At 59.8% G+C, this 24277-nt stretch carries 22 protein-coding genes, 1 pseudogene and 1 riboswitch; of the genes and pseudogenes, 11 read left to right on the top strand and 12 right to left on the bottom strand.

Annotation, left to right across the window (positions count from 1 at the left end):
• The first annotated feature begins 42 nt into the window (after positions 1–42).
• The gene (locus OKC27_RS17395; protein ID WP_139709266.1) at positions 43–1254 is read left to right on the top strand and encodes a Bcr/CflA family multidrug efflux MFS transporter; all 1212 of its coding nucleotides are present in this window, start codon (positions 43–45) and stop codon (positions 1252–1254) included.
• Positions 1255–1346: 92 nt separating this feature from the next.
• Here the strand turns inward: OKC27_RS17395 and nhaD are convergent, their stop codons facing one another.
• Complete coding sequence (gene nhaD / locus OKC27_RS17390; RefSeq protein ID WP_139709265.1) at positions 1347–2771, bottom strand: sodium:proton antiporter NhaD; 1425 nt, start codon at positions 2769–2771, stop codon at positions 1347–1349.
• A 107-nt stretch (positions 2772–2878) separates the two neighbouring features.
• Positions 2879–3346: a DUF4357 domain-containing protein gene (locus OKC27_RS17385; protein ID WP_042059795.1), complete on the bottom strand. Its 468-nt coding sequence runs from the start codon at positions 3344–3346 to the stop codon at positions 2879–2881.
• A 197-nt stretch (positions 3347–3543) separates the two neighbouring features.
• On the opposite strand from OKC27_RS17385, the gene OKC27_RS17380 reads away from it, so the two are divergent.
• From OKC27_RS17380 to OKC27_RS17370, 3 genes are read left to right on the top strand one after another with little or no spacing between them, the layout of a single operon-like run.
• Positions 3544–4224, top strand: coding sequence for an ABC transporter ATP-binding protein (locus OKC27_RS17380; RefSeq protein WP_139406025.1), 681 nt, complete (start codon positions 3544–3546; stop codon positions 4222–4224).
• Between the two features lie 30 nt (positions 4225–4254).
• A complete protein-coding gene (locus OKC27_RS17375; RefSeq protein ID WP_270693599.1) occupies positions 4255–6684 on the top strand; it encodes an ABC transporter permease in 2430 nt (809 codons plus the stop codon).
• The gene (locus OKC27_RS17370; protein WP_270693600.1) at positions 6681–7748 is read left to right on the top strand and encodes a lipocalin-like domain-containing protein; all 1068 of its coding nucleotides are present in this window, start codon (positions 6681–6683) and stop codon (positions 7746–7748) included. Before OKC27_RS17375 ends, OKC27_RS17370 begins: the two co-directional genes overlap by 4 nt.
• Positions 7749–7869: 121 nt before the next feature.
• Here OKC27_RS17370 and OKC27_RS22925 read toward each other — a convergent pair whose 3' ends face one another.
• The 4 genes from OKC27_RS22925 to OKC27_RS17350 form a co-directional block, all read right to left on the bottom strand.
• Positions 7870–9177 carry a methyl-accepting chemotaxis protein gene (locus tag OKC27_RS22925; protein ID WP_442866076.1) on the bottom strand — a complete coding sequence of 436 codons (1308 nt, stop codon included), beginning with the start codon at positions 9175–9177 and terminating at the stop codon, positions 7870–7872.
• A 27-nt stretch (positions 9178–9204) separates the two neighbouring features.
• Positions 9205–9348: a hypothetical protein gene (locus OKC27_RS17360; protein WP_270693601.1), complete on the bottom strand. Its 144-nt coding sequence runs from the start codon at positions 9346–9348 to the stop codon at positions 9205–9207.
• A gap of 11 nt (positions 9349–9359) precedes the next feature.
• Entirely contained in the window at positions 9360–9884 is a 525-nt protein-coding gene (locus tag OKC27_RS17355; protein WP_270693603.1) for a PAS domain-containing protein, read from the bottom strand.
• A gap of 306 nt (positions 9885–10190) precedes the next feature.
• Positions 10191–10982, bottom strand: a complete 792-nt coding sequence (locus OKC27_RS17350) for an alpha/beta fold hydrolase (protein WP_075113036.1) — start codon at positions 10980–10982, stop codon at positions 10191–10193.
• Positions 10983–11100: 118 nt separating this feature from the next.
• On the opposite strand from OKC27_RS17350, the gene OKC27_RS17345 reads away from it, so the two are divergent.
• Genes OKC27_RS17345 through OKC27_RS17335 form a run of 3 tightly spaced genes read left to right on the top strand, consistent with a single transcriptional unit; the run spans position 11101 to position 12350 of the window.
• Positions 11101–11484: an MmcQ/YjbR family DNA-binding protein gene (locus OKC27_RS17345; protein WP_270693605.1), complete on the top strand. Its 384-nt coding sequence runs from the start codon at positions 11101–11103 to the stop codon at positions 11482–11484.
• Positions 11481–11957, top strand: coding sequence for a GNAT family N-acetyltransferase (locus tag OKC27_RS17340; protein ID WP_182937666.1), 477 nt, complete (start codon positions 11481–11483; stop codon positions 11955–11957). Before OKC27_RS17345 ends, OKC27_RS17340 begins: the two co-directional genes overlap by 4 nt.
• 57 nt (positions 11958–12014) lie before the next feature.
• Positions 12015–12350, top strand: a complete 336-nt coding sequence (locus tag OKC27_RS17335) for a DUF3802 family protein (protein WP_042063403.1) — start codon at positions 12015–12017, stop codon at positions 12348–12350.
• 262 nt (positions 12351–12612) lie between these two features.
• Here the strand turns inward: OKC27_RS17335 and msrA are convergent, their stop codons facing one another.
• Complete coding sequence (gene msrA, locus OKC27_RS17330) at positions 12613–13245, bottom strand: peptide-methionine (S)-S-oxide reductase MsrA (RefSeq protein ID WP_182937667.1); 633 nt, start codon at positions 13243–13245, stop codon at positions 12613–12615.
• A gap of 269 nt (positions 13246–13514) precedes the next feature.
• On the opposite strand from msrA, the gene argA reads away from it, so the two are divergent.
• The 4 genes and pseudogenes from argA to OKC27_RS17310 form a co-directional block, all read left to right on the top strand.
• Entirely contained in the window at positions 13515–14843 is a 1329-nt protein-coding gene (argA, locus tag OKC27_RS17325) for an amino-acid N-acetyltransferase (protein WP_042657634.1), read from the top strand.
• 107 nt (positions 14844–14950) lie between these two features.
• A riboswitch (Lysine riboswitch) is annotated at positions 14951–15174 on the top strand.
• 90 nt (positions 15175–15264) lie between these two features.
• On the top strand, positions 15265–16617 hold the full coding sequence (gene lysC, locus OKC27_RS17320) for a lysine-sensitive aspartokinase 3 (RefSeq protein ID WP_182937668.1): 1353 nt from the start codon (positions 15265–15267) through the stop codon (positions 16615–16617).
• 132 nt (positions 16618–16749) lie between these two features.
• The gene (locus OKC27_RS17315; protein WP_267967743.1) at positions 16750–16872 is read left to right on the top strand and encodes a hypothetical protein; all 123 of its coding nucleotides are present in this window, start codon (positions 16750–16752) and stop codon (positions 16870–16872) included.
• Positions 16851–17581: pseudogene (locus OKC27_RS17310) on the top strand (transposase); the annotation flags it as partial. The gene OKC27_RS17315 and the pseudogene OKC27_RS17310, both read left to right, overlap by 22 nt.
• Positions 17582–17664: 83 nt before the next feature.
• Here OKC27_RS17310 and OKC27_RS17305 read toward each other — a convergent pair.
• From OKC27_RS17305 to OKC27_RS17285, 5 genes are all read right to left on the bottom strand, one after another.
• A complete protein-coding gene (locus OKC27_RS17305; protein WP_182937669.1) occupies positions 17665–18219 on the bottom strand; it encodes a VOC family protein in 555 nt (184 codons plus the stop codon).
• Positions 18213–18977 (bottom strand): hypothetical protein, encoded by a 765-nt coding sequence (locus tag OKC27_RS17300; protein WP_058051754.1) that lies wholly within the window; start codon positions 18975–18977, stop codon positions 18213–18215. The genes OKC27_RS17305 and OKC27_RS17300 overlap by 7 nt, the downstream gene beginning before the upstream one ends.
• 191 nt (positions 18978–19168) lie before the next feature.
• Positions 19169–19894, bottom strand: coding sequence for an oxygen-insensitive NADPH nitroreductase (gene nfsA, locus OKC27_RS17295; RefSeq protein WP_182937670.1), 726 nt, complete (start codon positions 19892–19894; stop codon positions 19169–19171).
• A gap of 71 nt (positions 19895–19965) precedes the next feature.
• Positions 19966–21531, bottom strand: a complete 1566-nt coding sequence (locus OKC27_RS17290) for an AbgT family transporter (RefSeq protein WP_182937671.1) — start codon at positions 21529–21531, stop codon at positions 19966–19968.
• 143 nt (positions 21532–21674) lie between these two features.
• A complete protein-coding gene (locus tag OKC27_RS17285) occupies positions 21675–23627 on the bottom strand; it encodes a putative bifunctional diguanylate cyclase/phosphodiesterase (protein ID WP_075112858.1) in 1953 nt (650 codons plus the stop codon).
• Positions 23628–24277: the final 650 nt, after the last annotated feature.

The following is a 24277-nucleotide window of genomic DNA, read 5'->3' as shown; positions in this document are numbered from 1 at the left end:
TCGCGCTTTTCAACCCGACGTTTCGCATCAACTGGACACCCTATGCCCCAATCGCCAACAGCTCAGGCTGCCGCCCTCTCCCCCCGTTTCCTGTTTATCCTGCTCGGCGCTCTGGCGGGTCTGACCCCGCTGGCGGTGGATATGTATCTGCCCGCTATTCCGGCCATTGCCCGGGATCTGGCCACCAGCATCGACGGCGCCCAGCTCACCATCAGCGCCTTTTTGGGCGGCTTTGCCATCGGTCAGCTCTTCTACGGCCCGCTGGCCGACAGCTATGGCCGCAAGCCGGTGATCCTGGCGGGGCTCATCATGTTTGCCATCGCCTCGGTGGGCTGCGCCATGGCGGACTCCCTGCCCGAATTGCTGGCCTACCGGATGTTGCAGGCGGCGGGCGGCGCCGCGGGGTCGGTAGTGGTCAATGCCCTGCTGCGCGATCTGTTCGAGAAGGATGCCTTTTCCCGCGCCATGTCGTTCGTCATTCTGGTGATGACCCTGGCACCGCTGGTGGCCCCAGTGGTGGGTGGCTATATCAGTGCCCACGCCGACTGGCGGGTGATCTTCTGGCTGCTGGTGGGGATCAGCCTGCTGATCTGTCTGGTGATGCAGTGGAAAATTCAGGAGACCCTGAAACCGGAACATCGCCAACCCCTTAATCTGGGCCAGATCCTCAAGAACTACTGGGGGGTGCTCTCCCATCGCGGCGCCATGGGTTATGTGCTGTGCGGCTCCCTCTCCAGCTCCGGCATGTTCGCTTTCTTAAGCGGCTCCCCTTACGTCTATATCGAGTACTTCAAGGTGCCGACCGAGCACTACGGCTGGCTGTTTGGCCTCAATATCCTGCTGATGATGGTGGTCACCTTCGTCAACAGCCGACTGGTGAAAGGGGTAGGCGCCGAGCGGATGCTGCAATACGGTCTGCTGGTGCTGCCCTGCGCGGGCGCCCTGCTGGTCTACAACGCCTGGAGCCAGACCGGCGGCCTGTGGGGCATCGTCATTCCGGTGGTACTGTTTGTCGGCCATATCAGTCTGGTGGGCGCCAACGCCATGACCGGCCTGATGGGCCACTTCCCGCAATCTGCGGGCACCGCCTCGGCACTGGCGGGCACCCTGCGCTTTGGCATCGGCGCCGTGGTGGGGATTCTGGTCAACCTCAATCCGCCCCAATCGCCGCTGCCCATGGCCATCGCCATTGCCTGCTGCGGCGTGGGTTCCACCCTGAGTTACTGGCTGCTGACGGGCAAGCGAGGAGAGTAGCCCCCCTTCTCCTGCACCGACCACGATCCTTGCATCTGGATCAACGAGGCCCCGCATCTACGGGGCCTCGCTGGTTATGGCGTAATACCGATTCAGAACATGGCGCGATTGAGCAATAGATGCGCCCCTATGCTCACCAGATAACCGAGCACGATGGCAGGCAGCCACTTCAGGTGGCCAAAAAAGGTATACATGCCGTGGGCCTGCCCCATCAGGGCCACCCCGGCCGCAGAGCCGATGGAGAGCAGGCTGCCCCCCACCCCGGCGGTCAGGGTCACCAGCAGCCACTGCCCCAGCGCCATATCGGGGTTCATCGACAGCACGGCAAACATCACGGGAATGTTGTCGATGACGGAGGACAAGACCCCGATGAAGATGTTGGCCATGGTGGGATCCCCTCCGGCATACAACCAGTGTGACACCAGCTCCAGATACCCCATAAAACCCAGACCACCGACACACATCACCACCCCGTAGAAGAAGAGCAGGGTATCCCACTCCGCCTTGGCCACCTTGTTGAACACGTCAAATGGCACGACAGCCCCCAGACTGCGCAACCGCACATCATCGCCATTGCGTTCATAGAGCGCCCGCTTGCGAGCAAGAGATCGTGGCAGCGACTTGCGCAAATAGAAGCCGAAAAACTGCAGATAACCGAGCCCCAGCATCATGCCCAGTACGGGCGGCAGATGGAGGAAACTGTGGCACAGCACCGCCGTGGTGATGGTCAACAAGAACAGCACGACGATGCGGCGGGCACCGCGCTTGAGATCGACCACCTCATTATCAGCATCCGGCACATGGCGCGGCACCATCAGGCTCATCAGGATGGCCGGCACCAGAAAATTGAGCAGAGAGGGAATAAGCAGGGCGAAGAACTGGCCAAATTGCACCTTGCCCGCCTGCCACACCATCAGGGTGGTGATATCGCCAAAGGGACTGAAGGCCCCGCCTGCGTTGGCGGCGATCACTATGTTGATGCAGGCAAGATTGACAAAACGCCGATCACCGTTGGCTACCTTCAACACCACGGCACACATCAGCAGCGCAGTGGTCAGGTTGTCTGCCACTGGCGAAATACAGAAGGCAAGCCCCCCGGTCAACCAGAACATGGTGCGCAAGTGAAACCCCGAGCGTACCAGCCAGGCACGCAGGGCATCAAACAGCCGCCGATCCTCCATGGCATTGATGTAGGTCATCGCCACCAGCAGGAACAACATCAGCTCGGCATATTCCAGCAGGGTATGGCGAAATGCCTGCTCGGCGACAGGGCTCATCCCCTGCTGTGCATAGGCGATACCGATCAGGATCCAGATCACCCCGGCGGCCACCAGCACGGGTTTGGACTTGCGCAGTTGCAGATACTCTTCAGCCATCACCAGGGCATAGGCCAACACAAACAATCCGACACAAAAAAGTCCGATGGCGGAGGATGTCAACACAACAGGGCCACTACTGGCATGGGCGGGAGGGATAAACAGGGAAAGCAGCAAAATAACAGGGGTGAGCGCAGACATGGTCTCTTCCTTTTAGAACCATCTGGCCACGATGCTAGCACCTGGATGAAAAGAAAAATTCATCCAGGTCAATTAACGATTAATTAGTGTACTGTCGAGACGCCGGGTTATTTCTTGCCGAAACCCGACTGCTTGAGGGTATAGCCAGCGCTGTTTTGCCAGGCATCCAGACCGCTGCGGTTATTGCCCGCTACCAGACTGGCGGCCAGGCTCGGGCTGTTGAACAGCTGATCGGCGGTAAAGACAAAGCCGCCCTGACTGCGGGGCACAATGATCCCCTTTTGCAGCAACTCCAGCCGCAGTTCGATCACCGCTTCGCGCAAAGAGGCGGCATCCTCACCATTGGCGGTGGAACCGGCCAGCACCATAAAGCCCGGATTTTGCCGCTTGCCCACCGGATAACCGTGGGCCTCGGCCCCTTTGCCGTTGAAGTGGTAGAGCTCGCGCTCCCCCGGCCGGTTGTCAGAGAGCGCCTTTTGCAGGGTCATCAGCTCGTTGTAGATCTCGATGGGGACGACGGCAGCCTGCTTGTTGCCCTTGCTATCGATGATAAAACTGACTTGCTTGTGTAACATCCTTGCTCATCCTGTGACCCATGGAAGCCCCTATTCTAACCACCTCGGGCAAGCGGGATCCAGCGAGGATCCACTGCTCTTTTGCCGCCTTGATCACTAACTGGCACTCCTGATCAACCGTAAGGGGTGTTGATCATTGTCGGCCGTGCTAGCGTACCAAGCATGATGAAAGCCATTGACCATCAAACGGTTACCCCATGCTGACCCTGCGCAACCTCTGCAAGAGCTTCGATAACGGCAGTGAACGACTGCCGCTGTTCCACCATCTCGATCTCGCCCTCCCCGCTGGCGAGATCACCCTGCTGCTGGGCCAAAGCGGCTGCGGCAAGTCCACCCTGCTCAATCTGATCGCCGGGCTGATTGCCCCGGACGAGGGGGAGATCTGGCTGGGGGAGACCCGGATCGACACCCGTTCACCCGACGAGCGGGCGCGCCTGCGTGGCCGCCATTTCGGTATCGTCTATCAGGATTTCAACCTGCTGCCGACCCTGAATGTGGCCGAGAATCTTGCCCTGCCGCTGGCCATCAACGGCCTGCCACCGGATGAGGCCAGGATTGACCAGTTGCTGCAACGGCTCGATATGAGCCACAAGCGCCATGCCTGGCCGGAGCAGCTCTCCGGCGGTCAGCGACAGCGGGTGGCGCTGGCCCGCGCCCTCATCCATCAGCCCCAGTGGCTGCTTGCCGACGAACCCACCGGCAGCCTCGATGAGCACAATGCCGAACAGGTGATGGCGTTAATGATCGCGGCGGTGCGGGGCACCGGCGCAGGCTTGCTGCTGGTGAGCCACAACCCGGCCTACGCCGCGCTGGCCGACAGGGTGCTGCGCCTCGAAGGGGGCCAACTGATCGAACTCAAGGGGCCCCGTCATGACTAGACAGCGACTGCGTCTGCTGGAGGCACGCTGATGCTGCCACTCAAAGCGCTGCTGCGCCTCTATCGCAGCCACCCCTGGCTGCTGTTGATGAGTCTGGCCGGGCTGGTATTGGGGGTGTCGCTGGTGGTGGCCATCGAGCTGCTCAATCACAGCGCCCGCACCAACTTTGTCGCCGCCCGCAGCCAGCTGGCAGGGGAAGCCAACTACCGGCTGGCCCCCGCTGGCGGGCTGGATGAGCAGCTTTACGTGCAGCTGGTGACCAGCCAGCACGCCCTCGATGCCATGCCCCAGCTCCATGGCTGGCTCAAGGATGAGCAGGGGCGCAGCTTTCAACTGCTGGGGATGGATCTCTTCAACCCCGGCCCCCTGCGCCAGCTGTTTGGCGCCCGCCCCGCGAGCGAGCCCGCCTTCCCCCTAAACCGGGCCGACAGCATCTGGCTGGCGGCCCCCGAAGCGGAGCGCCTTGGCTGGCAAGCGGGCCAGAGCCGCCGCTTTGTATTGGGCGGCAGCGATGGCGCAAGCGCCCGCCCCCTGACCCTGACGCTGGCGGGCACGTTTGAACCGGGCGCCGTGCCCATGGAGCGACTACTGATAACCGACATCGGCCTCGCCCAGCCGTTGCTGGATAAAGCGGGTCGGCTCGATCGCATCGTCTTCAAGCTAAGCGAAGCCGAGGCTCGTACCCTGCAGGCCACCCTGCAAACCGATTACCCGAACCAACCCTTGTGGCTTGAGCCCATCAGCCCAGCGCTGGATGCCAGCCAGCTTGGCGATGCACTGGCCCTCAATCTGACGGCGCTCTCATTGCTCGCCATGGCGGTGGGATTGTTTCTGGTGTTCAACGCCCAGCGATTTGTCCAGAGCGTGCGCCGCCCCCAGCTGGCCCAGTTGATCATTCTGGGGATGGGGCCGAGTCGGGTGCTCGGCTGGCTCATCCTGGAGCTCGTTATTCTCGCCACCATCGGCACCCTGCTCGGTGTGCTGCTCGGCAGCCTGTTGGCGCTGGCACTAATGGGACAGCTGACCCAGGCGCTGGCCGATCTCTATGGCCCCAACCCCATCGACCTGTTGCGCCTCTCCCCTGTGAGCCTGCTCAAGGCGCTGTTGATCGGGCTGCTCGGTACGCTGGCCGCCAACCTGCCCGGCTGGTGGCAACTGCTGCGCCAATCCCCCCTCGAACTGCGTGCTGGCAGCAACCGTCCTCCCGCTCACCCGTGGCGACGGCGTGTGCTGGCCATCGCCATCTTGCTGCTGTGCGCTCTGTGCCTGTGGCTGCCGCAAACCGGTCTGAGTGGCGCCCTCTTTATCGCCGGAGGCTGGCTGCTGGCCATGGCGCTCTGGCTGCCCGATGCCCTGCGCGGCCTGCTTGGCTGGTTGCGACGGCGCGCGGGCGGCCCCCTCACAGCCCGACTCGGGGTGGCCGAGACTCTCTATCATCTCGATCGCACCGCCATCGCGGTGATGGCGTTGCAACTGGCCATCGCGGCGGCCATCGGCATAGGGGTCATGGTGTCGAGCTTTCGCTCCAGCGTGGAGATCTGGCTCGGCCAGCGTCTGGCTGCCGATCTCTATGTCACCGCCCCCAAGGGGGTGGCGGGCAACAAGGGCACCTTGAGCGAGGCCACCCTCGAGACCCTGCTCGCCAATCCGCTGGTGAGCGCCGCCTCGCGCCGCTCGGTGCACCCTGCCCGCTGGCAGGGGCAGCCCATCGAGTGGGCACAGATGGACTTTATTCCCCAGCTTAAAGCGGCCTATCCGCTGCTGGCCGGACGCTGGCCGACCCATCCCGATGAGGTGCTGGCGAGCGAACCGCTGACGGTGCGCCTCGGGGTCAAGGTCGGCCAACAGTTGGCTATCAGCGGCGAGCAGGGGCCAAGGCAGTTCACCGTCACCGGCGTCTATCAGGACTACGGCAGTGACAAGGGGCAACTCCTGCACGCCTTCGAGGCGGGGGCGGTGCAGTCCCTAGCCCTCTTCAGTGACGACCCCGAACAGCTGGCCGACCGCCTGCGCGGGCGCTTTGGCGAGCAGCTCAATCTGCTCTCCGCCCCCGCCATCCACAGCGCGGCGCTCAAGGTGTTTGACCAGACCTTTGTGGTGACCGAGCTCTTGAAACTGCTGATCCTCGGCATCGCCTTTGTCGGGATCGGTTCGGCCTTTATGGTGCTGGGGCTGGCACGCCGTGGCGAGCTGCAGACCTTGCAGAGTCTGGGCTTGAGCCCGAGCCACTGCCGCCAGCTGCTGGTGTGGCAAGGGGCGGGGTTGGGGCTGCTCACCGCCCTGTTGGCGCTGCCGGTGGGATATGGCCTCGCCTGGGTGCTGATCGAGGTGGTCAATCCCCGTGCCTTTGGCTGGCGCCTCGCCTTCGAGGCCGCCCCCCTTCATGCGGTCACCGCCCTGCTATTGGCGCCGGTATGTGGCGCACTGGCCTCCTGGTATGCGGCAAGGAGAGTGGTATGAAAAAAATCAAAGGGTGGGCGCTGGGGGTTCTCTGGACACTCTATAGCGGGGCTATCGGTGCCAGCGATCTGGGCGCCCTGCTCGGCGGCGGCAGCGACAGCTTCAAAAAGGTGCTGCCGGGGCAAACCATTCAATTGCCGGAGGATCACGCCGCCCACCCCGATTACCGCTCCGAGTGGTGGTATCTCACCGGCAACCTCAAGGATGAGCAGGGGCGCGAATATGGCATGCAGTGGACCCTGTTTCGCCAAGGGATCGAACAAGAACTCCGCACCAGCAATCCCTGGCTCACTCCCCAGCTCTGGCTGGCCCAGTTTGCCATCACGGATCTCGACCGTGGCAGCCACCAGCAAGATGAACGGGCCAGTCGGCAGGGACCGGGACTGGCGGGAGCCAGCGGCGGCCAATATTGGCTCAGGGAGTGGCGGCTTGCCTCGCAAGGGGCAGCGCTGTTCCCCGCTACCCTCAAGGTGCAGAGCAAGATTGGCGAACTGAACCTCACCGTCAGTGCCGCCAAGCCGCTGGTGCTGCAAGGCAAGGCCGGTTACAGCGAGAAGAGCCCGGGCAACGCCTCCTTTTACTACTCCTACCCGCGCCTCACGCTGCGCGGCACCCTGACCCGCGATGGTGAGACCCGCACCGTGACCGGACAAGGCTGGTTTGATCACGAGTGGAGCAGCTCGGTATTGGCCGAGTGGCAATCGGGCTGGGACTGGTTTTCGCTGCAACTGGCCGATGGCCGCGAGCTGATGCTGTTTCGCCTGCGCACCAAGGCGGGCAGCACCGAGCCAGAAAACCGTTACGGCATTTTGATTGAGCGGGACGGCAGCAACCGGGTGCTCGCCCCCGACGCGATTCGCCTCACTCCAGGCAACACCTGGCGCGGCCCCAAGGGGCAGAATTACCCCGTAGAGTGGCAGCTAAACGCCGCAGGGATGAGCCTCACCATCAAAGCCCGTCAGCCCAATCAGGCCATGACAGGTCGCTTTGACTACTGGGAGGGGGCGGTAACGGTGGAGGGAGATGCCAAGGGGGTCGGCTATCTGGAGATGACCGGCTACTAAGGTATGGACCCGTATGTCTGCCTAGGTGGTCCACCAGCCCCATGACACCCCTATTATCCGGTAGCGACCTGTGGTTGACACGATCGCAACAGAGCACCCGTCATTTTTCGCCAAACGGCGGTCAGGTAACACTCTGCTCTTGCACCATACGGTTGAGCAGTTCCATCACCTGCTTGCTCGCGTTCTCGGCACTTTCCATCTCGATCAGAATGGTATGAAGCAACTGGTCATCATGGAGCCAATCACCCCGCGCAGCCACCAGCGCCTTGTTGACTGCGCCATGGACCTGTTGATGTGGTATTTCGAGCTGTTTGAAGCTTGCCAGGGAGCCAAACAGGGCGGCGCCATCCCCCTCGTAATACCAACGGCCAAGGCGGCAATCGGTGTGGCTCACAGCTGAGCCATCAGCACCACGAGCCTCCAGCCCCCGATAGCCGCGCTGCATAAAGATGATGTGATCTAGCTTGAGCAACGAGGCAAAGGCCAAGCCTCTGGCATAGTGCAGATGGCCAATATTGGATTTAGCCCCCTCGGCTACGGCCTCGAAGCTATGCCGAAATCCATCCACGTTGTCACTGATCCGCTGGCTGCGATCCCCCAGCGAGAGCACACTGGAGACGATCTCCTCAATACTGGCTGTCAGCCCCTTGACCACCTCACGGATCTCGTTAGTTGACTGGCGGGTACGTTCAGCCAGCGCCCGCACCTCGTCGGCAACGACGGCAAAGCCACGGCCAACCTCGCCAGCGCGCGCAGCCTCGATAGCCGCATTGAGGGCCAGCAAGTTGGTCTGCGCGGTTATCTCGTTAATCAAATTGACCGTCTCGGTAATCCGGGCACTATCCCCCGCCAGGGTAGTGGCTACCCGTCCGGTATCCTGCATCTCGCGGTTGATGCCTATCAGCTCCTGACTAAGCTCCTCGACCACAGTCATGCTGTGTAGCGAAGCATCCAGCCCCTGCTGGGCAGTACCTAGCACTTCTTCAACCTTGTTGCTGAGGGTCAGCAGATCTTCCTGATTGCCCGCCAGATTGTGCCGCAGGTTATGGTTGTTGGTCTGATGCAACTTGTTGAGCAGATCCCCCTGACGGGATAGCTCGGTCGCCTCCTGCATTGCACGCAGAGAGAGGTTGATATTGTCTGCCGTTTTGGAGAACTCCCCCGGCAATCCCTGCTTGAAAGCGTGGCGATAGTAACGTCCCTGACCCGCATGCTCGAAGCAAGAGACCATGTCCTTGATATTGGCCTCGACGATGTCGAGAAAGCCGTTGAGGTTCCAGGCTATCTTGCCGAGCTCGCCAAGCCCCTTGGTTCGCGTGACCCGTACATGGGTCTCACCAGCAGCGGCCTTCACCAGCACGTCATTGATCTGATCCATAACGGCCACCAGTCGCCGCTGTTCACGCAATGCCAGCACGATAAACAGCAAGGCCAGCGCCGGAATGCCCAGGTTAAACTAGGTCATCCCTACCGTGCTGATGGAGAAGATGGCCAGCGCAATAACAGAGAGACCGAATACCGTACAGATGAGCAAAAACTTCTGGCTGATAAAGAGGTGCTTTTTGCTGGCACTACTGGTTTTGGAGAGAACGGTAGACATGGGATGACTCCTTAATCCTGTTGCACCAGATTGAGCACAAACCGCTCGTAATCAGTCCCCTGAGTGGCCAGATGCTGCTCCAGCCAGTCCCAGGATTGCTTGGGCACATCACCGACCATGCCCCGCTCTAACTCACGCATCTTCTGGTAAACAGGCTCTATCGCGGCAATGGACTGACGTGACGGACAACGACGCACCGAGAAGTAACCGATCGCCTTGCCATCACGAAAATCGGGCCTGACATTCGCCAACACCCAGTAATAATCGCCATTGGCAGTCATGTTTTTGACGAGGCCAAAAAATTCCCGATTCTCCTTGAGAAAATGCCAGAGGCCCCAGAAGACACCACGGGGCATATCAGGATGGCGCACGATATTGTGCGGAGCACCCAGCAAGGTCTCTTCTGAAAAATCGCACAGCCGCATGAAGATCTTATTGGAGTAGGTGATCCGCCCTGCCAGATCGGTCTTGGAGACAATCAACTCATCCTGATGGAAAGTGACTTCTCGTTGGGTAGGGGTAATAGTCTGGCGCATCGTTGATATCCCATCCTTAGGTCATTGATAAACAATCTATATCTCAACAAGGTAGCAATACAATATGAAGGAAATGGTTAATTGCTTCACACTCTGCCGGAAAAAATGGCACAACAAATCGATGTCCTGCTATCTCCATATGGCTATCGGCAACCGGGCAAACAAGATGAGCTACGTTATCGGGAATATGACCGATTACGGGGTGTAAAAAGGATGGCAAAAGAGCACCACAGGACAGAGCTGTCCGGTAGCGTGAGGAGAGAACAGACTTGATACACGAACCGATCAAACAGCTCGTGGTGAAGATCAGCCGTGACGGCGGGACAGGGAGTGAATAAACGCCAGCGTACGGCGATTAAACTGCTCCGGCTGCTCCACATTGCAGACATGGCCACACTGTTCGATCACCGCCAGCGAGGAGCTCGCATCGCGGGCCACCTGTTCGCGCACCGGTGCCAGAAACATATGATCCTCCTCCCCCATCACATAGAGGGTGGGAATGGGCAGGGAGCGTTCGCGAAAATAACGCATCAGCGGGTTGACCTCGGTGGCGAGGCGGAACCAGCGTTTGAACTCTTTCTGGCAGAGTTTGCGGGCCTCGCGCACAAAGAGGTTGCGCGACTCCTGATGGTGCTGGCGCGGCATGATGATGAAGGCAAACAGCCGGTAGAGCCACATATAGGGCAGGATATGCTGGCCGAGTCGGCCAAGCTGCACCAGCACCCGCGAGCGGATATCGAGCCGCAAAATGGCGCCCCCCAGTACCATGCTTTTGACCCGCTCCGGGCAGAGCTCGGCCAGATGACGAATAAGGATGGTGCCAAGGGAGATGCCGACAAAGTGGGCGCGGCGGATATTGAGATGATCGAGCAGCCGAACGATATCTTCGGTCACTTCCCGAAAGCTGTAGTGGCCCTTGACCACCTGTTGCAGCTGGTGGGACTGGCCGTGGCCGCGCAAGTCCAGCAGCAGCACGTTGAAGTGTTCGCGATAGGCGCGCAGCTGCTTGAACCAGATGGAGGAGCTGCCACCGGCACCGTGGACAAACACCACCCAATCCCGCTCGGGACCCAGCTCAAAGGTCTTGTGATACAACATCCAATAGGCTCCCTTGGTGATGGGGGGTATACTCGGCTGCGCGCATATTAACAGAACAGACCCGCCGATAGATATGCGCCTGACATGACCCGGATCACCCCTTCTGCGAGAACTCTCCATGGATTTGACCCGTTTGCGCCACTTTCTGCTGACCCTGCCGGGCGCCACCGAAGATACCCCGTTTGGCCCGGAGATCCTGGCCTACCGCATCGCGGGCAAGATGTTCGCGCTGGTGGATTGGCAGGCCGACCCGCTCACCATCAACCTCAAGTGCGAGCCCGAGCTGGCGTTGCTGCTGCGCGAGATCCACCCCGAGGTCAAACCGGGCTGGCATATGAACAAGCAGCACTGGAACACGGTGACGTTAACCGATGCGCTGCCGGACGATCTGTGGCAAGGCTGGGTGCACCACTCCTATGAACGGGTTGTCGCGGGTCTGCCCAAAGCCAAACGGCCACAGGCACCGCGCCCCCTCCACCCCACTGACGACCAGACCTTATGACCCCGGAATTACGTATTGTCCCCCTTAGCGAGGCACATATCCCCGCCCTCGTGAGCCTGTTTGAGCAGGCGGTGCGACGCAGCGGCCCCGAGCACTACAGCGCCGAGCAGGTGGAGCAGTGGGCTCTCGGTTCACAACATCCCGGCTTTGTCAGCCAGTTGCGCGAACACCACGGCTGGGTGGCGGAGCAGGCAAATGTGCCCCTCGGTTTTGTCACTCTGAGTGCTGATGGCCACCTCAGTCTGCTCTATGTGAGCGCCGACCATCAGCGCCAGGGACTGGGCAATCTGCTGCTCACCACGGCACTGGCGGGGGCTCGGGCGCTCGGTCTGAAGCACATCACCACCGAGGCCAGCGCCTTCAGTTATGAGCTATTTTTACGACATGGCTTTACGTTGACCGGGCTGGAGTGCGTGGAGCGGGGCGGAGTCAGTTTTACGCGCCATCGCCTGCACTGCTGCTTGCCAAGCTAGGGCAAGCCACTAAAATACGCTTAATTTTCGTATTGTTACTGTATTGAGGCAGCAACCATGGTGGTAGAAAGTGAAGGCTATATCTCGCTGATCGAGTATCTGGTGGAGAGTTTGGGATTGTTTGAATCCCAACAGCAGAGCAACGGTGAAGAGACCATCGAAGATCTGGTCAGTGGCCGTGTTGCCAGCAACCTGATGGCTATTTGCGAGCAAAACCCCCAGCTCGATGCCAAGGTGCGTTTTGCCATTATGCAGGAGGCCGATGCCGTGGTCGCCGATCTGGAAGAGGTGCTCTCCGCCGTCTGGCTGCGCGCCCCGACCCCGGAACAAAAAGCCTTCCTCATCGAGTTTATTGACCTGATCAAGAACCTGTTCGACAGCGCGATCGGCTGATCTGCCGCTTGGTTCTCTCGCCCAACGCAAGGTTTTCAAAACACGCAGACAGGAAAAGGGCCGCCTTGGTGGGCAGCCCTGCTTGCTATCATTTTCAATCCACCCAAGCGTTCATTCATTGGGTGGTTTTCAAGGCAAGAAATGTGTCTGGACTTTGCATCCGATCCCTGGACGCTACCTAGTTAGTCCTGCCAGGTAGCAATAAGTTCCCGCCAGACCTCATTTATTTTCACTTTTTTTAAGAAAACCCCTACAAACCTGTTCAGCGGTTCAGACTCGGCGGCAAACAGACTCCAATGCCCCCCAATCCGCAGTAGCCATCCGGATTTTTCTCCAGATATTGCTGATGGTAATCCTCGGCGTAATAGAAAGGCGCCAGCGGCAGAATGCGGGTAGTGATAGCACGGCTGTCGCCGCTCGCCGCCATCGCCTGCTGATAGGCCGCCATGCTCTGCTGGGCAATGATCTGCTGGCTCTCGTCGCCATAGAAGATCACCGAGCGGTACTGGGTGCCCACATCGCCCCCCTGCCGCATCCCCTGCGCCGGATCGTGCTGCTCCCAGAACAGTCTGAGCAGATCGCCGTAGCTGATCACCGCCGGATCAAACACCACCTGCACCGTCTCGGCATGGCCGGTCAGGCCGCTGCACACCTCTTTGTAGGTGGGATTCTGGGTCACGCCGCCCTGATAACCGGCCGCGGTGGAGTAGACCCCCGGCTGCAGCCAAAAGAGGCGCTCCACGCCCCAGAAACAGCCCATGCCAAACCAGGCCACCGCCATCCCTTCTGGCCAGGGGCCCCGGGTCGGGTTGCCGTTCACCGCATGCTGCTGACCAATCACCATCGCTTCGCGTCGTCCCGGCAGGGCATCTGCCGGTGAAATAATCTGTTCCATGAATTCTGTCCTTGTATAAAACCCTGTGAAATCACACAGCTGACGAAAAGGAGCATCGAAGATAGCAGTTTATCGCGCCGGATCAACCGGCGGGCCCCTTCCCGCTCGCCCCGTCATACCATCTAAGCCTCCCGCCCCCCTTCCCCGATCCGCACGGCCAAGCCGTCTCTGGTAGACCAGAAACAGTCAAAATCAATATTTAGTCTTGATTTGTGAATTAATTTTCATATATTGAGCCAATCGCTGTTTTTTTATGGAAGAAATATCAAGTGCGTGAACGCGAACCCAGTCTGGTCAATGCCTTTCGGCAATCCACCCCCTATGTCAATGTGCATCGGGGTGCCACCTTTGTGCTGATGATGGGGGGAGAAGCCATCTGCCACCCCAACTTCGCCAATATCGTCAGCGATATCGCCCTGCTGCAGACACTGGGCATACGCCTGGTGCTGGTGTTTGGTTCACGTCCGCAAAATGATGAGGCACTGGCCCGCGCCGGTATCGAGGCCCAGTATCACAAGCGGATCCGGGTCACCGATGACGAGAGTTTCACCATCATCAAACAGGTGTGTGGTGGCCTGCAATACGACATCACCGCCCAGCTCTCCATGGGGCTCGCCAATACCCCCATGCAGGGGGCGCGGATCAGCGTGGTGAGCGGCAACTTTGTCACCGCCCAGCCGCTGGGGGTGGATGATGGCATCGACTTTTGCCACAGCGGCCGGGTGCGCCGCATCGACGTGGAGGGGATCACCCGCCAGCTCGATCAGAAGAGTCTGGTGCTCATCTCCCCCATCGGCTGTTCGGTCACCGGCGAGAGCTTTAACCTGAGCTCGGAAGAGGTGGCCCGCCGGGTGGCGGTCGATCTCAAGGCGGACAAGCTCATCTGCTTTAGCAGCACCCAGGGAGTCATGGACAGGCGCGGCGAAGCCATCTCCGAGCTCTTCCCCGAGCAGGCCGAAGAGCTGCTGGTGGAACTGGAGCAGGCGGGAGAAGAGATGTCCGGCACCGCCCGCTACCTGCGCGCGGCCATTGCCTCCTGCCGTGGCGGCGTGCCCCGCTCCCATCTGGTGAGCTATCAGGATGATGGCGCCATGTTGCAGGAGCTGTTCAGCCGCGATGGCCTCGGCACCCAGATCGTGCGGGAAAGTGCCGAGCAGGCCCGCGCCGCCACCATCGAGGATATCGGCGGCATTCTCGATCTCATCCGCCCGCTGGAGGAGGAAGGCATTCTGGTGCGCCGCTCCCGCGAGCAGCTGGAGATGGAGATCGACAAGTTCACCATCATCGATCGCGATGGCCTGATCATCGGCTGCGCTGCCCTCTACTGCTTTATGGAAGAGGCGATGGCGGAGATGGCCTGCGTCGCCATCCACCCCGACTATCGCAACTCCAACCGCGGGGATCAGCTAGTGGCCAAGGTGGCCGAGCGGGCCAAGCGGCTCGGCATCCGTCGCCTGTTCGTGCTCACCACCCGCTCCATCCACTGGTTCCGGGAGCGGGGCTTCGATCCGCTGGAAGTGGAAGATCTGCCGGTGGCGCGTCAGCGTCTCTACAACTGGCAGCGCCGCTCCAAGGTTTTGTCAAAGACCATTGCCTAAGCCATTGATTCTGCGTTGAGTTAGCCGACAATTTGAACTTTTTCACAAACTCGATTGACAGTACAATCCAACGCAGGGTATTTCTAAATGCACTCCACCGCCCTGGTGGAGCCAGAAGAGGAGCGCTGCCCAGGCAGCCCAAGGGAGGACGCCAGCGTCCGGTGAACTTGGGTCAGGGGGAGCAGCGCCGAGACGAGTGAGGAGACTGGTGACCTCAACGTCGGCTGCGGGGGCTGAATCCCCCGGGTTGTCATCGGTAGTGATCATCCCCCACCGCGCCCTGTCAGGGGCGGTACGGGATGGGCTCTGCAGGTGGAGTGCTTCTGGCCGGGATAGCTTCGTTCATTCCTGCCATTTTCAGCCTCCTCCTCTCTTTTTTGCCCGATGGAACCGGAATCTTAAATTAAGACAGGAGTAAGCAATGAGCCCGATCAATGTCGCCAAGTTTGGCGGAACCAGTGTCGCCAACTTCCCGGCCATGAACCACTGCGCCGACATCGTGCTGGCCAATCCCGCCACCCGGGTAGTGGTGCTAAGCGCCAGCGCCGGTGTCACCAACCTGCTGGTCGCCCTGGCACAAGGGGAGCTGGACGAAGCGGGCCGCGACGAGCAGCTGGCCAAACTGGCCGGGATCCAGCAAGCCATTCTGGCCGATCTCGGCAACCCCGTTGATATGAGCGCCCTCATTCATGGTCAGCTGGACGAGATCCGCCTCATGGCCCAGCAAGCCCACCAGCATACCGATGCGGAGCTGGCCGATCGCCTCATCGCCTGCGGCGAGCTGATGTCTACCCGCCTCTTTACCGAACTGCTGCGCCAGCGCGGCGTCAAGGCCCACTGGCAGGATGTGCGCCAGCTGATGCGCACCGACAGCCGCTTTGGCAAGGCCACCGTCGATCTGGCTACCACCCGCACTCTCTGTCAGCAGACGCTGGGCCCGCAGCTGGGTGACAGCCTCGTCATCACCCAGGGCTTTATCGGTGCCGATGGCGATGGTCGCACCACCACGCTTGGGCGCGGCGGCTCTGACTACAGCGCAGCTCTGCTCGCCGAAGCACTCGATGCCGCCAGTATCGAGATCTGGACCGATGTGCCCGGCATCTACACCACGGATCCGCGTCTCGTCACCCGCGCCCGCCCCATTCCCGAGATCAGCTTTGTCGAGGCGGCCGAGATGGCTACCTTCGGCGCCAAGGTGCTGCACCCCGCCACCCTGCAACCGGCGGTGCGCCAGAATATTCCGGTGTTTGTCGGCTCCGCCAAGGATCCCGCCGCCGGTGGTACCTGGATCCGCGCCAGCACAGATTCAAGCCCGCTGTTTCGCGCCGTCGCCCTGCGCCGCCAGCAGGTGCTGGTGACCCTGCACAGCCTCAACATGTTCCACGCCTACGGCTTTCTGGCGGAAGTGTTCGGCATTCTGGCCCGTCACCGCATCTCGGTGGATCTCATCACCACCTCGGAGGTGAGCGTGTCGCTGACGCTGGATCACACCGGCAGCCAGAGCAACGGCGAGCCGATCCTGAGCGACAAGGTGCTGGCCGAGCTGGGGCAACTCTGCAAGGTGGAGGTGGAAACCGGTCTGGCACTGGTGGCGCTCATCGGCAACCGGATGAGCGAAGTGAACGGGGTGGGTAGTCAGGTCTTTGACGCCCTGCGCGAGCACAACATCCGGATGATCTGCTACGGCGCCAGCGCCCACAACCTCTGCTTCCTGGTCAAGGAGAGCGAGGCGGGCAATATCATCAATCGCCTCCATCAGGAGTTGCTGGACTGACCCTCACCGCGATGCGGTTCCTACCATGCAACAGGGCGCCGACAAGGTTAATGCCGATCAGTCAAGGATCCATTGACCGATCCTCCTGATGTGTAAAAATCCGAAACCTGTTGATTTTGTTTCGGATTTTTTATGCGTATCGACCAGGATCTCGACTTCCTCAACGCCAACAATGCCGCCCAGTTTGAGTCACTCTCTGACCTCATTCCATCCGAGCTAATCATGACTCTGTTCGGCGAACAGACCACTCGTTGACCCTGTTCGACAAGGGGGGTCTATTCGCTTAGCCCGTTCCATACCTGTACCTGTCAAACCACCGGCTGCGAGCGGCACTGGCTCTTACCGCCCAAAAAGGGCGTGCACGCCAGCTGGGGCGTCATGATGTGCTGGTGCATCTGACGACCAGTCCACAGGCACGCAAGAAGTGGCCGCAACTGCCGGACACGTTGGAAGCCCGCTTGCTGACCCGCAACATCAACGGCAAGGAGCGCCAAGTGTTGACCTCAATGGTCGACCCGATGCGTTTCCCGGGAGCCGACATCGTCGAGCTCTACAGCCACCGCTGGGAAATCGAGTTGGGCTATCGGGAGATGAAGCACAGCCTGCAGCCGCACCGGCTGACCCTGCGTAGCAAGACGGCGGCGGGGATACGGCAAGAGCTGTGGGGCGGGCTGCTGGCATACAACCTGCTGCGCAGCGATGGTGAAGATGGCGGCGAGTTTGAAGGGATACACGGCGAGCCAGTTGAGTTTTCACATGGCGTCGGTCTATCTCACCCATGAACGGAGCTGCATGCCATACATGTCAGCGAGGACTATCCCGAAGCGAGTAGCTGACCTGGAGAAACAAACGGGGCAGTTTGTGTTACCAGAACGAAAGGTACGACATTACCCTGCGGCGTGAAGGCCAGGCCACAGAGAGATAGTGTGAAAAAATCAATAAAAACAATACCAGTCAGGCTTGATTGGCTGGCATTAGTCACACCGGTGACCTCTTTTGCTGCGCTATTCACGAACCTGTAAGGTGCGCTCGGCATTGTGCGCACAATCAATCCTGCTCGAAATAATCCGCAGGCACCACGACCACAGCGCCGGTCGCCACCTCTTCGGCGATCACCTCTGCCAGCGGGCACAGGTGAAACTTGATCTGACCGGAGGGCAGCATCAGGCCGATATCGGGGTTGCGGGTATCCTGCATATTGCCGGTTTTGAACGGGTGCTCGGGATAGTGCGCCACCAGCTCCTGCAGTGAGGCGACCACCAGTTCGATATGCTCCAGTCCCGCCTGATGGACACGACCCGGCTTCGGCGCCGCCAGTTCGATACAGGGCACCTGCACCTCACCGACCAGCAGCGGCTGATGCAACTGATAAGTGGCGATGGGACGACCGCCGATCATCCCCTCCACCAGCAAGATGCCCGCCTCAGCCAGCACAGCACATCGCGCACGGTACTCCTGCAAGGTTGCCGCCCGATAGCAGAGGTGATCGACCGTTGGCTGGGGAATATTGATGCCAGTGGCGGCCAGTTCGGCCAACAGCTGAGAAACAAATGGGGCCATTGGCCCCAGTGTGGAATCGAGTGGATGAGACATGCTTACCATTTCTTCTTGGGTTGAAACAGGACATCGAGCTCGTCGGCTTCCTTGTCCTTGATGTTTTGCAGATCCTGCGCGCTGTTCTGCTGTTGCAGCTCTTCCAGCTCCTTGAGGCCCTGGCGCATATCCTCTTCACGGGCCAGCAGGTAGGGATCCTTGTCGGCCACACTCGCCATTGCCGACAGGCCCTTGGTATAGAGCTGACGGCAAGTGCCATATTGGCCCTGAATGCGGGCATCCATCGCCCGCTTGACCAGATTGGAGATGTTGATCTTGAGCTGCATCAGCTCGAGGCGGCGCTCTTCCTGGGCGAACCCCTGAGGGTCAATCTTGCCCTTGTTGTGCTCGACACGCAGCACCGCCCGCAGCTTCTTCACCAGTTGCAGCATCTGGATCGCCTGACGGTCGGACTCCGGCGTCTTGAAGTGTCCTTCATCCTGACTGCTGTAATTTTCCTGCACGTTCTTGATCTGGATCTGCACATCGGCGATGCGCTGTTTGATCTGGTTGTTGGGCATCACCTGCACGATGGCGCGATAGGCATCGAGGATCCGGTGCTGCAACAGCAACACCATATTCTTGGAGAAAGGCACCAGATTGACGTTCAGCAGCACCTCTTCGGTCTCGTCGGCCACCGTCTTGTGTCTGGCAATGGCGTGACGCTTTTCCGCTTCCGCCTTCTGCTTATATTGCTGCACCACGTTATAGGCGATAACCAAAAACAGGAGTGCGCCGATAGACAGCAATACCAAAGTTAAAATCATAGGATGTCCAAACCCCTGTTCCTATCCAATTGCGTGATCCTACAACAGCTTACCCACTTAAGGTAGCCTGCAGATCCCCCCTTGCCCACGATTTGTCGCCAAGCTGTGTCCCCGGTCTCAGGGAGAGATTGCAGGATCAGGGGATGATGACCATGACGGTCACCTCCCCATAGTATCGCCCATCAGCGCCATTACTTGAGGTTAAAGCCCCGAGATTGCAGGAAGCCCAACATGAAAGGACGGGACTCCTTGCCCAGAATGGCGCGGATCTGGCCACTCCAGGTCTGCTGCTTGTTGTTGCTGCTACGGGCCTGATAGTAGTCCGCGATCTGCTGATCGTATTGGGCCAGCAGGTCGCGATCCAGCTCGTGCCGGTAGCGCTCCTGATGCACCACCAACCCCCTGGGCAGACGGGGTTTCTGCTCCGGCTGCTGGGCAGGATGGCCGAGACAGAGACCAAACAGCGGGATCACCTGATGGGGCAAGCCGAGCAGCTCGCTCACCTCGGCCGGATGGTTGCGAAGTCCGCCGATATAGACCCCGCCCAACCCCAGCGACTGCGCCGCCAGCAGGGCATTTTGCGCCATCAGGGCGCCGTCGATGGCACCGATCAGCAACTGCTCCGCATAACCGGTCTGGGCCTCGGGCACGATCTGGCTGTGACGATGGTAATCGGCGCAGAACACCAGAAACTCGGCTGCCTGCACCACATAAGGCTGATTGCCCGCCAGCACGGCCAGCTGCTGGCGCGCCTCGGGCTCGCTGACTCGCACAATGCTGGTCACCTGCAAGAAGCTCGAGGTCGAGGCAGACTGGGCGGCGGCGAGAATGGCATCCAGCTGCTGCGGGGCGATCGGCTCGGCAGTGAACTGACGAATGGAGCGATGGGAAAGGATAAGATCGATGGTCTGATTCATGGCACCTCCAAAATGAGGTAACACCATAGCGAAAAAAACGAGGGAGCCCAAGGCTCCCTCGCACACCCGGCTTAAGGGGCCGGATAGACGTAAGGGGCTTGCAACCCGAGCGGGAAACCTAGCGCCCAATAAAGCAGCAGGAAAATGGTCCAGCTCACCAGGAAGGCCAGCGAGTAGGGCAGCATCATGGAGACCAGAGTACCGATCCCGGTGCTCTTCACATACTGCTGGCAATAGACCACCACCAGCGGGAAGAAGACCATCAGCGGGGTGATGATGTTGGAGGCAGAATCCCCGACCCGATAGGCTGCCTGGGTCAGCTCGGGGGAGATCCCCACCGCCATCAGCATGGGCACCAGGATCGGGCTGATCAGCGCCCACTTGGCCGAGGCCGACCCCACCACCAGATTGACGCTGGCGGTGAGCAGGATCATCCCGACGATGGTCACTTCACCGGGCAACGCCAGTGCATGGAGCACTTCGGCGCCGGAGAGGGCCAGCAGGGTGCCCAGGTTGGAGTCGCCAAACGCCTTGATAAAGAGGGCGCAGAAGAAGGCCATCACCATGTAGGAGCCCATCTTGTTCATGGTGGCCGACATGGCGTCGATCACATCCTTGCCACTCTTGAAGCTACCTGCGACAAAGCCGTAGACAATCCCGGGCAGGATAAAGAGCAGGAAGATCAGCGGTACGATGGACTTCATCACCGGCGCGGCGAAGGTGGTCAGGGAACCATCGGCGGCACGCAGCGGCGAATCGCTCGGGGAGAGCGCCAGCGCCAGCAGCACGATAGCTGCCAGCATGGCAAACCCGGCCCAGTTGAAGGCCCGGCTCTCTTGCGCGCTGTAGCGCCCCATCTCGTCGGCACTCTCCAGATCCTCGTTGAGCGCCACGTGCTTGAGGCGCGGCTCCACCACCTTCTCGGTAATAAACCAGCCGACGCAGATGATCAGCAGCGAAGAGGCACCGGTAAAGATGATATTGCAGAGGGTGTTGACCATGTAGTCAGGGTCGAGGATCTGGGCGGCGGACTGGGTAAAGCCCTGCAGCAGTGCATCTCCGCCGGAGGGCAGGAAGTTGGCGGCAAAACCGCCGGAGACGCCGGCAAAGGCGGCGGCGATGCCCGCCAGCGGATGGCGCCCGGCCGCGTGGAAGATGATGCCGCCAATGGGGATCACCAGCACATAACCCGCATCTGCGGCGGTATGGCTGACGATCGCCACCAGGATCAACATGGGGGTGAGAAAACGGGCGGGAGTCACTTTCAGCAACTTTTTCAGACCGGTATTGATAAAACCGGACTGCTCGGCCACCCCGACCCCGAGCATGGCCACCAGCACGATCCCCAGCGGGGCAAAGCCGGTGAAGGTAGTCACCATGGTGGAGAGAAACTCGGCCAGACCGGCGCCAGTCAGCAGGTTGTTGACCACCACGGCCTCCCCGGTGCGGGGATTGACCAGATCAAACTGGAATTGTGACAACACCCAGGAGCCGACCCAGACGATCAGCAAGGCGTAGAGAAACAGCATGGCGGGGTCGGGTAATTTGTTCCCGGCTTTCTCGACGCCATTGAGGAAACGGTTCAGCCAGCCCTTGGAAGAGCTGGCCGGACGGTCATTGGCAGCAGCATGACTCATTATTGCGATACTCCTTTCCCTAGAAATGAGCTCGCATGCTAACAATTCCTGCCAATCCGTCTCATGACGGGCCGCAAAAAGATGATTAATATTGATTAAATGTGGCGGAATAAAATCCCAAATTGTGGCCTAACGCACACTTGTTACTCTGCCATTACAGCATTAAGCAGTGGATAACGCCCAACCTGACACTCCACCACAAAGCCGCTCGCCTCGACTTGCGCCACCGTCAGTGGCTTGCTGAACAGATACCCCTGGAACACATGGCACCCCTGGGTCTGCAGAGCTGCCAACTCGTGAGGCTCCTCCACCCCTTCCGCCATAATCCCCAACCCCAAATTGGTGGCCATGGCCGCAGTCGCCCGGATCACCGGCAAGTTGAGACCGACCACGAAGGAGCGATCCAGCTTGATGTTGTTGATCGGCAAGCGGTTGAGGTAGGCCAGTGAGGAGTAACCGGTACCGAAATCGTCGATGGCAATCTTGATCCCCTGCTCGCTCAAATCATCGAGGATGCCGAGGCACCCCTTCATATCGAGCATCAGCACGGTTTCGGTCAGCTCCAGTGTCAACAGGGAGGCATCCACCCCGTGCAGCTCCAGCTGCTGGCGAACTTGCCCGGGCAGCGCCGACGAGAGCTGGAAACCGGAGAGGTTGACGGAAACCGGCACCCGCTGCTGGAAACGCTTCTGCCAGCTTGCCATCTGGGCCAACGCGGTGGAGAGCACCCAACTGCCGATCTCGCGGATCAGCCCCATCTCTTCGGCCAGCGGGATAAACTCCACCGGCGAGACATGGCCCAGCACCGGGTTGTACCAGCGCAGCAGCGCTTCGTAACCGATCAGGCGCTTTTTGGCGGCATCGACCTGTGGCTGGTAACAGAGACTCAGCTCCTGACGACCGATGGCCTTGGCCAGAAACTGCTTGAGGTTGAGCTTGCGCTGCAGGGTCTGCTGCATGCTGGGGGTGAAACGCTGCCAGCGCAGCCGCCCCATCTGCTTGGCCTGATACATCGCCATGTCAGCACGGGTGATCAGGTTGTCCCCGTCATCGGCATCATCGGGATAGATGGCTATGCCGATACTACCGCCAATGGTCACCTCCGGCAGCCCGCTCAACTGCAGGGGCTTGGTCATCTGGGAGAGCATCTGATCGGCCACCTCTTGCGCCCGATCCCCCTGATTGCCCAGCGGCACCAGCGCAGTGAACTCGTCGCCACCGAGGCGAGCCAGCTCCACATCCCGCGGGCAAATCTGCTTGAGGCGACCGGCGACGCGCTCCAGCAGGCGATCTCCCGCCTTGTGGCCGTAGTTGTCGTTAACCAGCTTGAAGTTGTCCAGATCCATGAACACCAGCGCGAAACGCTCACCCAGCCCGCAATAGGCCTCGAGGGATTTCATCAAGCCATAACGGTTGAGCAGGCCGGTCAGGGAGTCGTGCCAGGCGAGGTGGCGATGCTCCAGCTCCTCGAGTTTGCGGTCGGTGATATCGCGCATGGTGAGCAGAATGCGGGCACCCTGCTGGATATAGCGGAACTGATACTGGAACCAGCGCATCCCCTTGAGGGTGCGACACTCTCCCTCGGTCACCACCTCATCGAGCCGGGAGAGCTTCTGGTAAAAACTGTCGTCATTACCGGAGAAGACCTGGGAGAGCCGGGCTACCTGTTGACCGAAACAGATCTCGAAGTGGTAGTTACCGCTCTCGAAATTGCCCTTGCTATCAAACAGGCTGGCCAGGGTATCGCCGCTCGCCAGGGATGACTCCTGATAGAGGGCATCGGAGTCGAGCACCGCTTCGGTCATCATCATCAGACGACCAGCCAGCTGAATGCCGGAGAGGCGCAGATAGATCTGCTTCTTGACCCCCTTCGGGGAGAGGGTCCACCACTCGTTGTAACTGCGCCCCTGCTGAAAATCACCCAGATAGCGCTGCAACAGCAGATCGATGGCGGTCGCCATGTCGGCAGAAAAGTCGCGAGCGCAGAGCTCGTCGAGTGAGGTCGCCTCCCACACCGGGAGCGCGGCGCTGTTTGCCCAGAAAATACGATGATGCTCGATGTCATAGACCCAGATCGGGGTATGCAGAACATCCATCGTCTTCAGTAACCGTTCGTCAAGCGTATTCATCTGGTCAAGGTCATTCATGCGGGATGGTCACTGGTTAAAAACAGATCTAGCAAACCGCTAGATGGAGAATGCAAGGTGCAAACACCTCCCGGCCATCATCTTTTTTAACATGGCCAAGAGCAGACAACACTATTTCAGACATGAGCAACAGGGGGAGCATATCCTGAAATACAGAAACGGACTCAGCCAAACAACCTGTTAATCAGAACAAATCACACTGTCGATTTTTATCTTTTTTCCCCAGTAAAAACAAGTACTAAGAGCTACCCACTCGAGACCTTGAAACACAAATTCATTATTCGCTGCGACAACACAACTATTAACAATTAAATCAACGACAGAAATAGTCGTCATTCATTGCCACAAAGCTTTCATTAATTAACCAAGTGGCTGGGTAAACAGCCAAAAAACCACCAAGATGGACAAAAATAGTGCGTCCGGGAGGAACAGATATATCCAGGATGGATTTTTCCACTGTCTGTGTGCAAAAACCGAATATATGACCTTGGTCACACTCTTCAAAAAGGAGAAACCGCACTGTGAGGCAGATCTGGCTGACTTTTACGCCCCCCTCACCCTCAGATTCGCCCCGTGACCACTGCGTTTGGCCGCCTTGA

The sequence above is a fragment of the Aeromonas sp. QDB62 genome (assembly GCF_027705695.1).
Taxonomy (GTDB): domain Bacteria; phylum Pseudomonadota; class Gammaproteobacteria; order Enterobacterales; family Aeromonadaceae; genus Aeromonas; species Aeromonas allosaccharophila.
The sequence above is the reverse complement of the archived record's forward strand: the minus strand, read 5'-3'. Positions and strand labels throughout refer to the sequence as shown.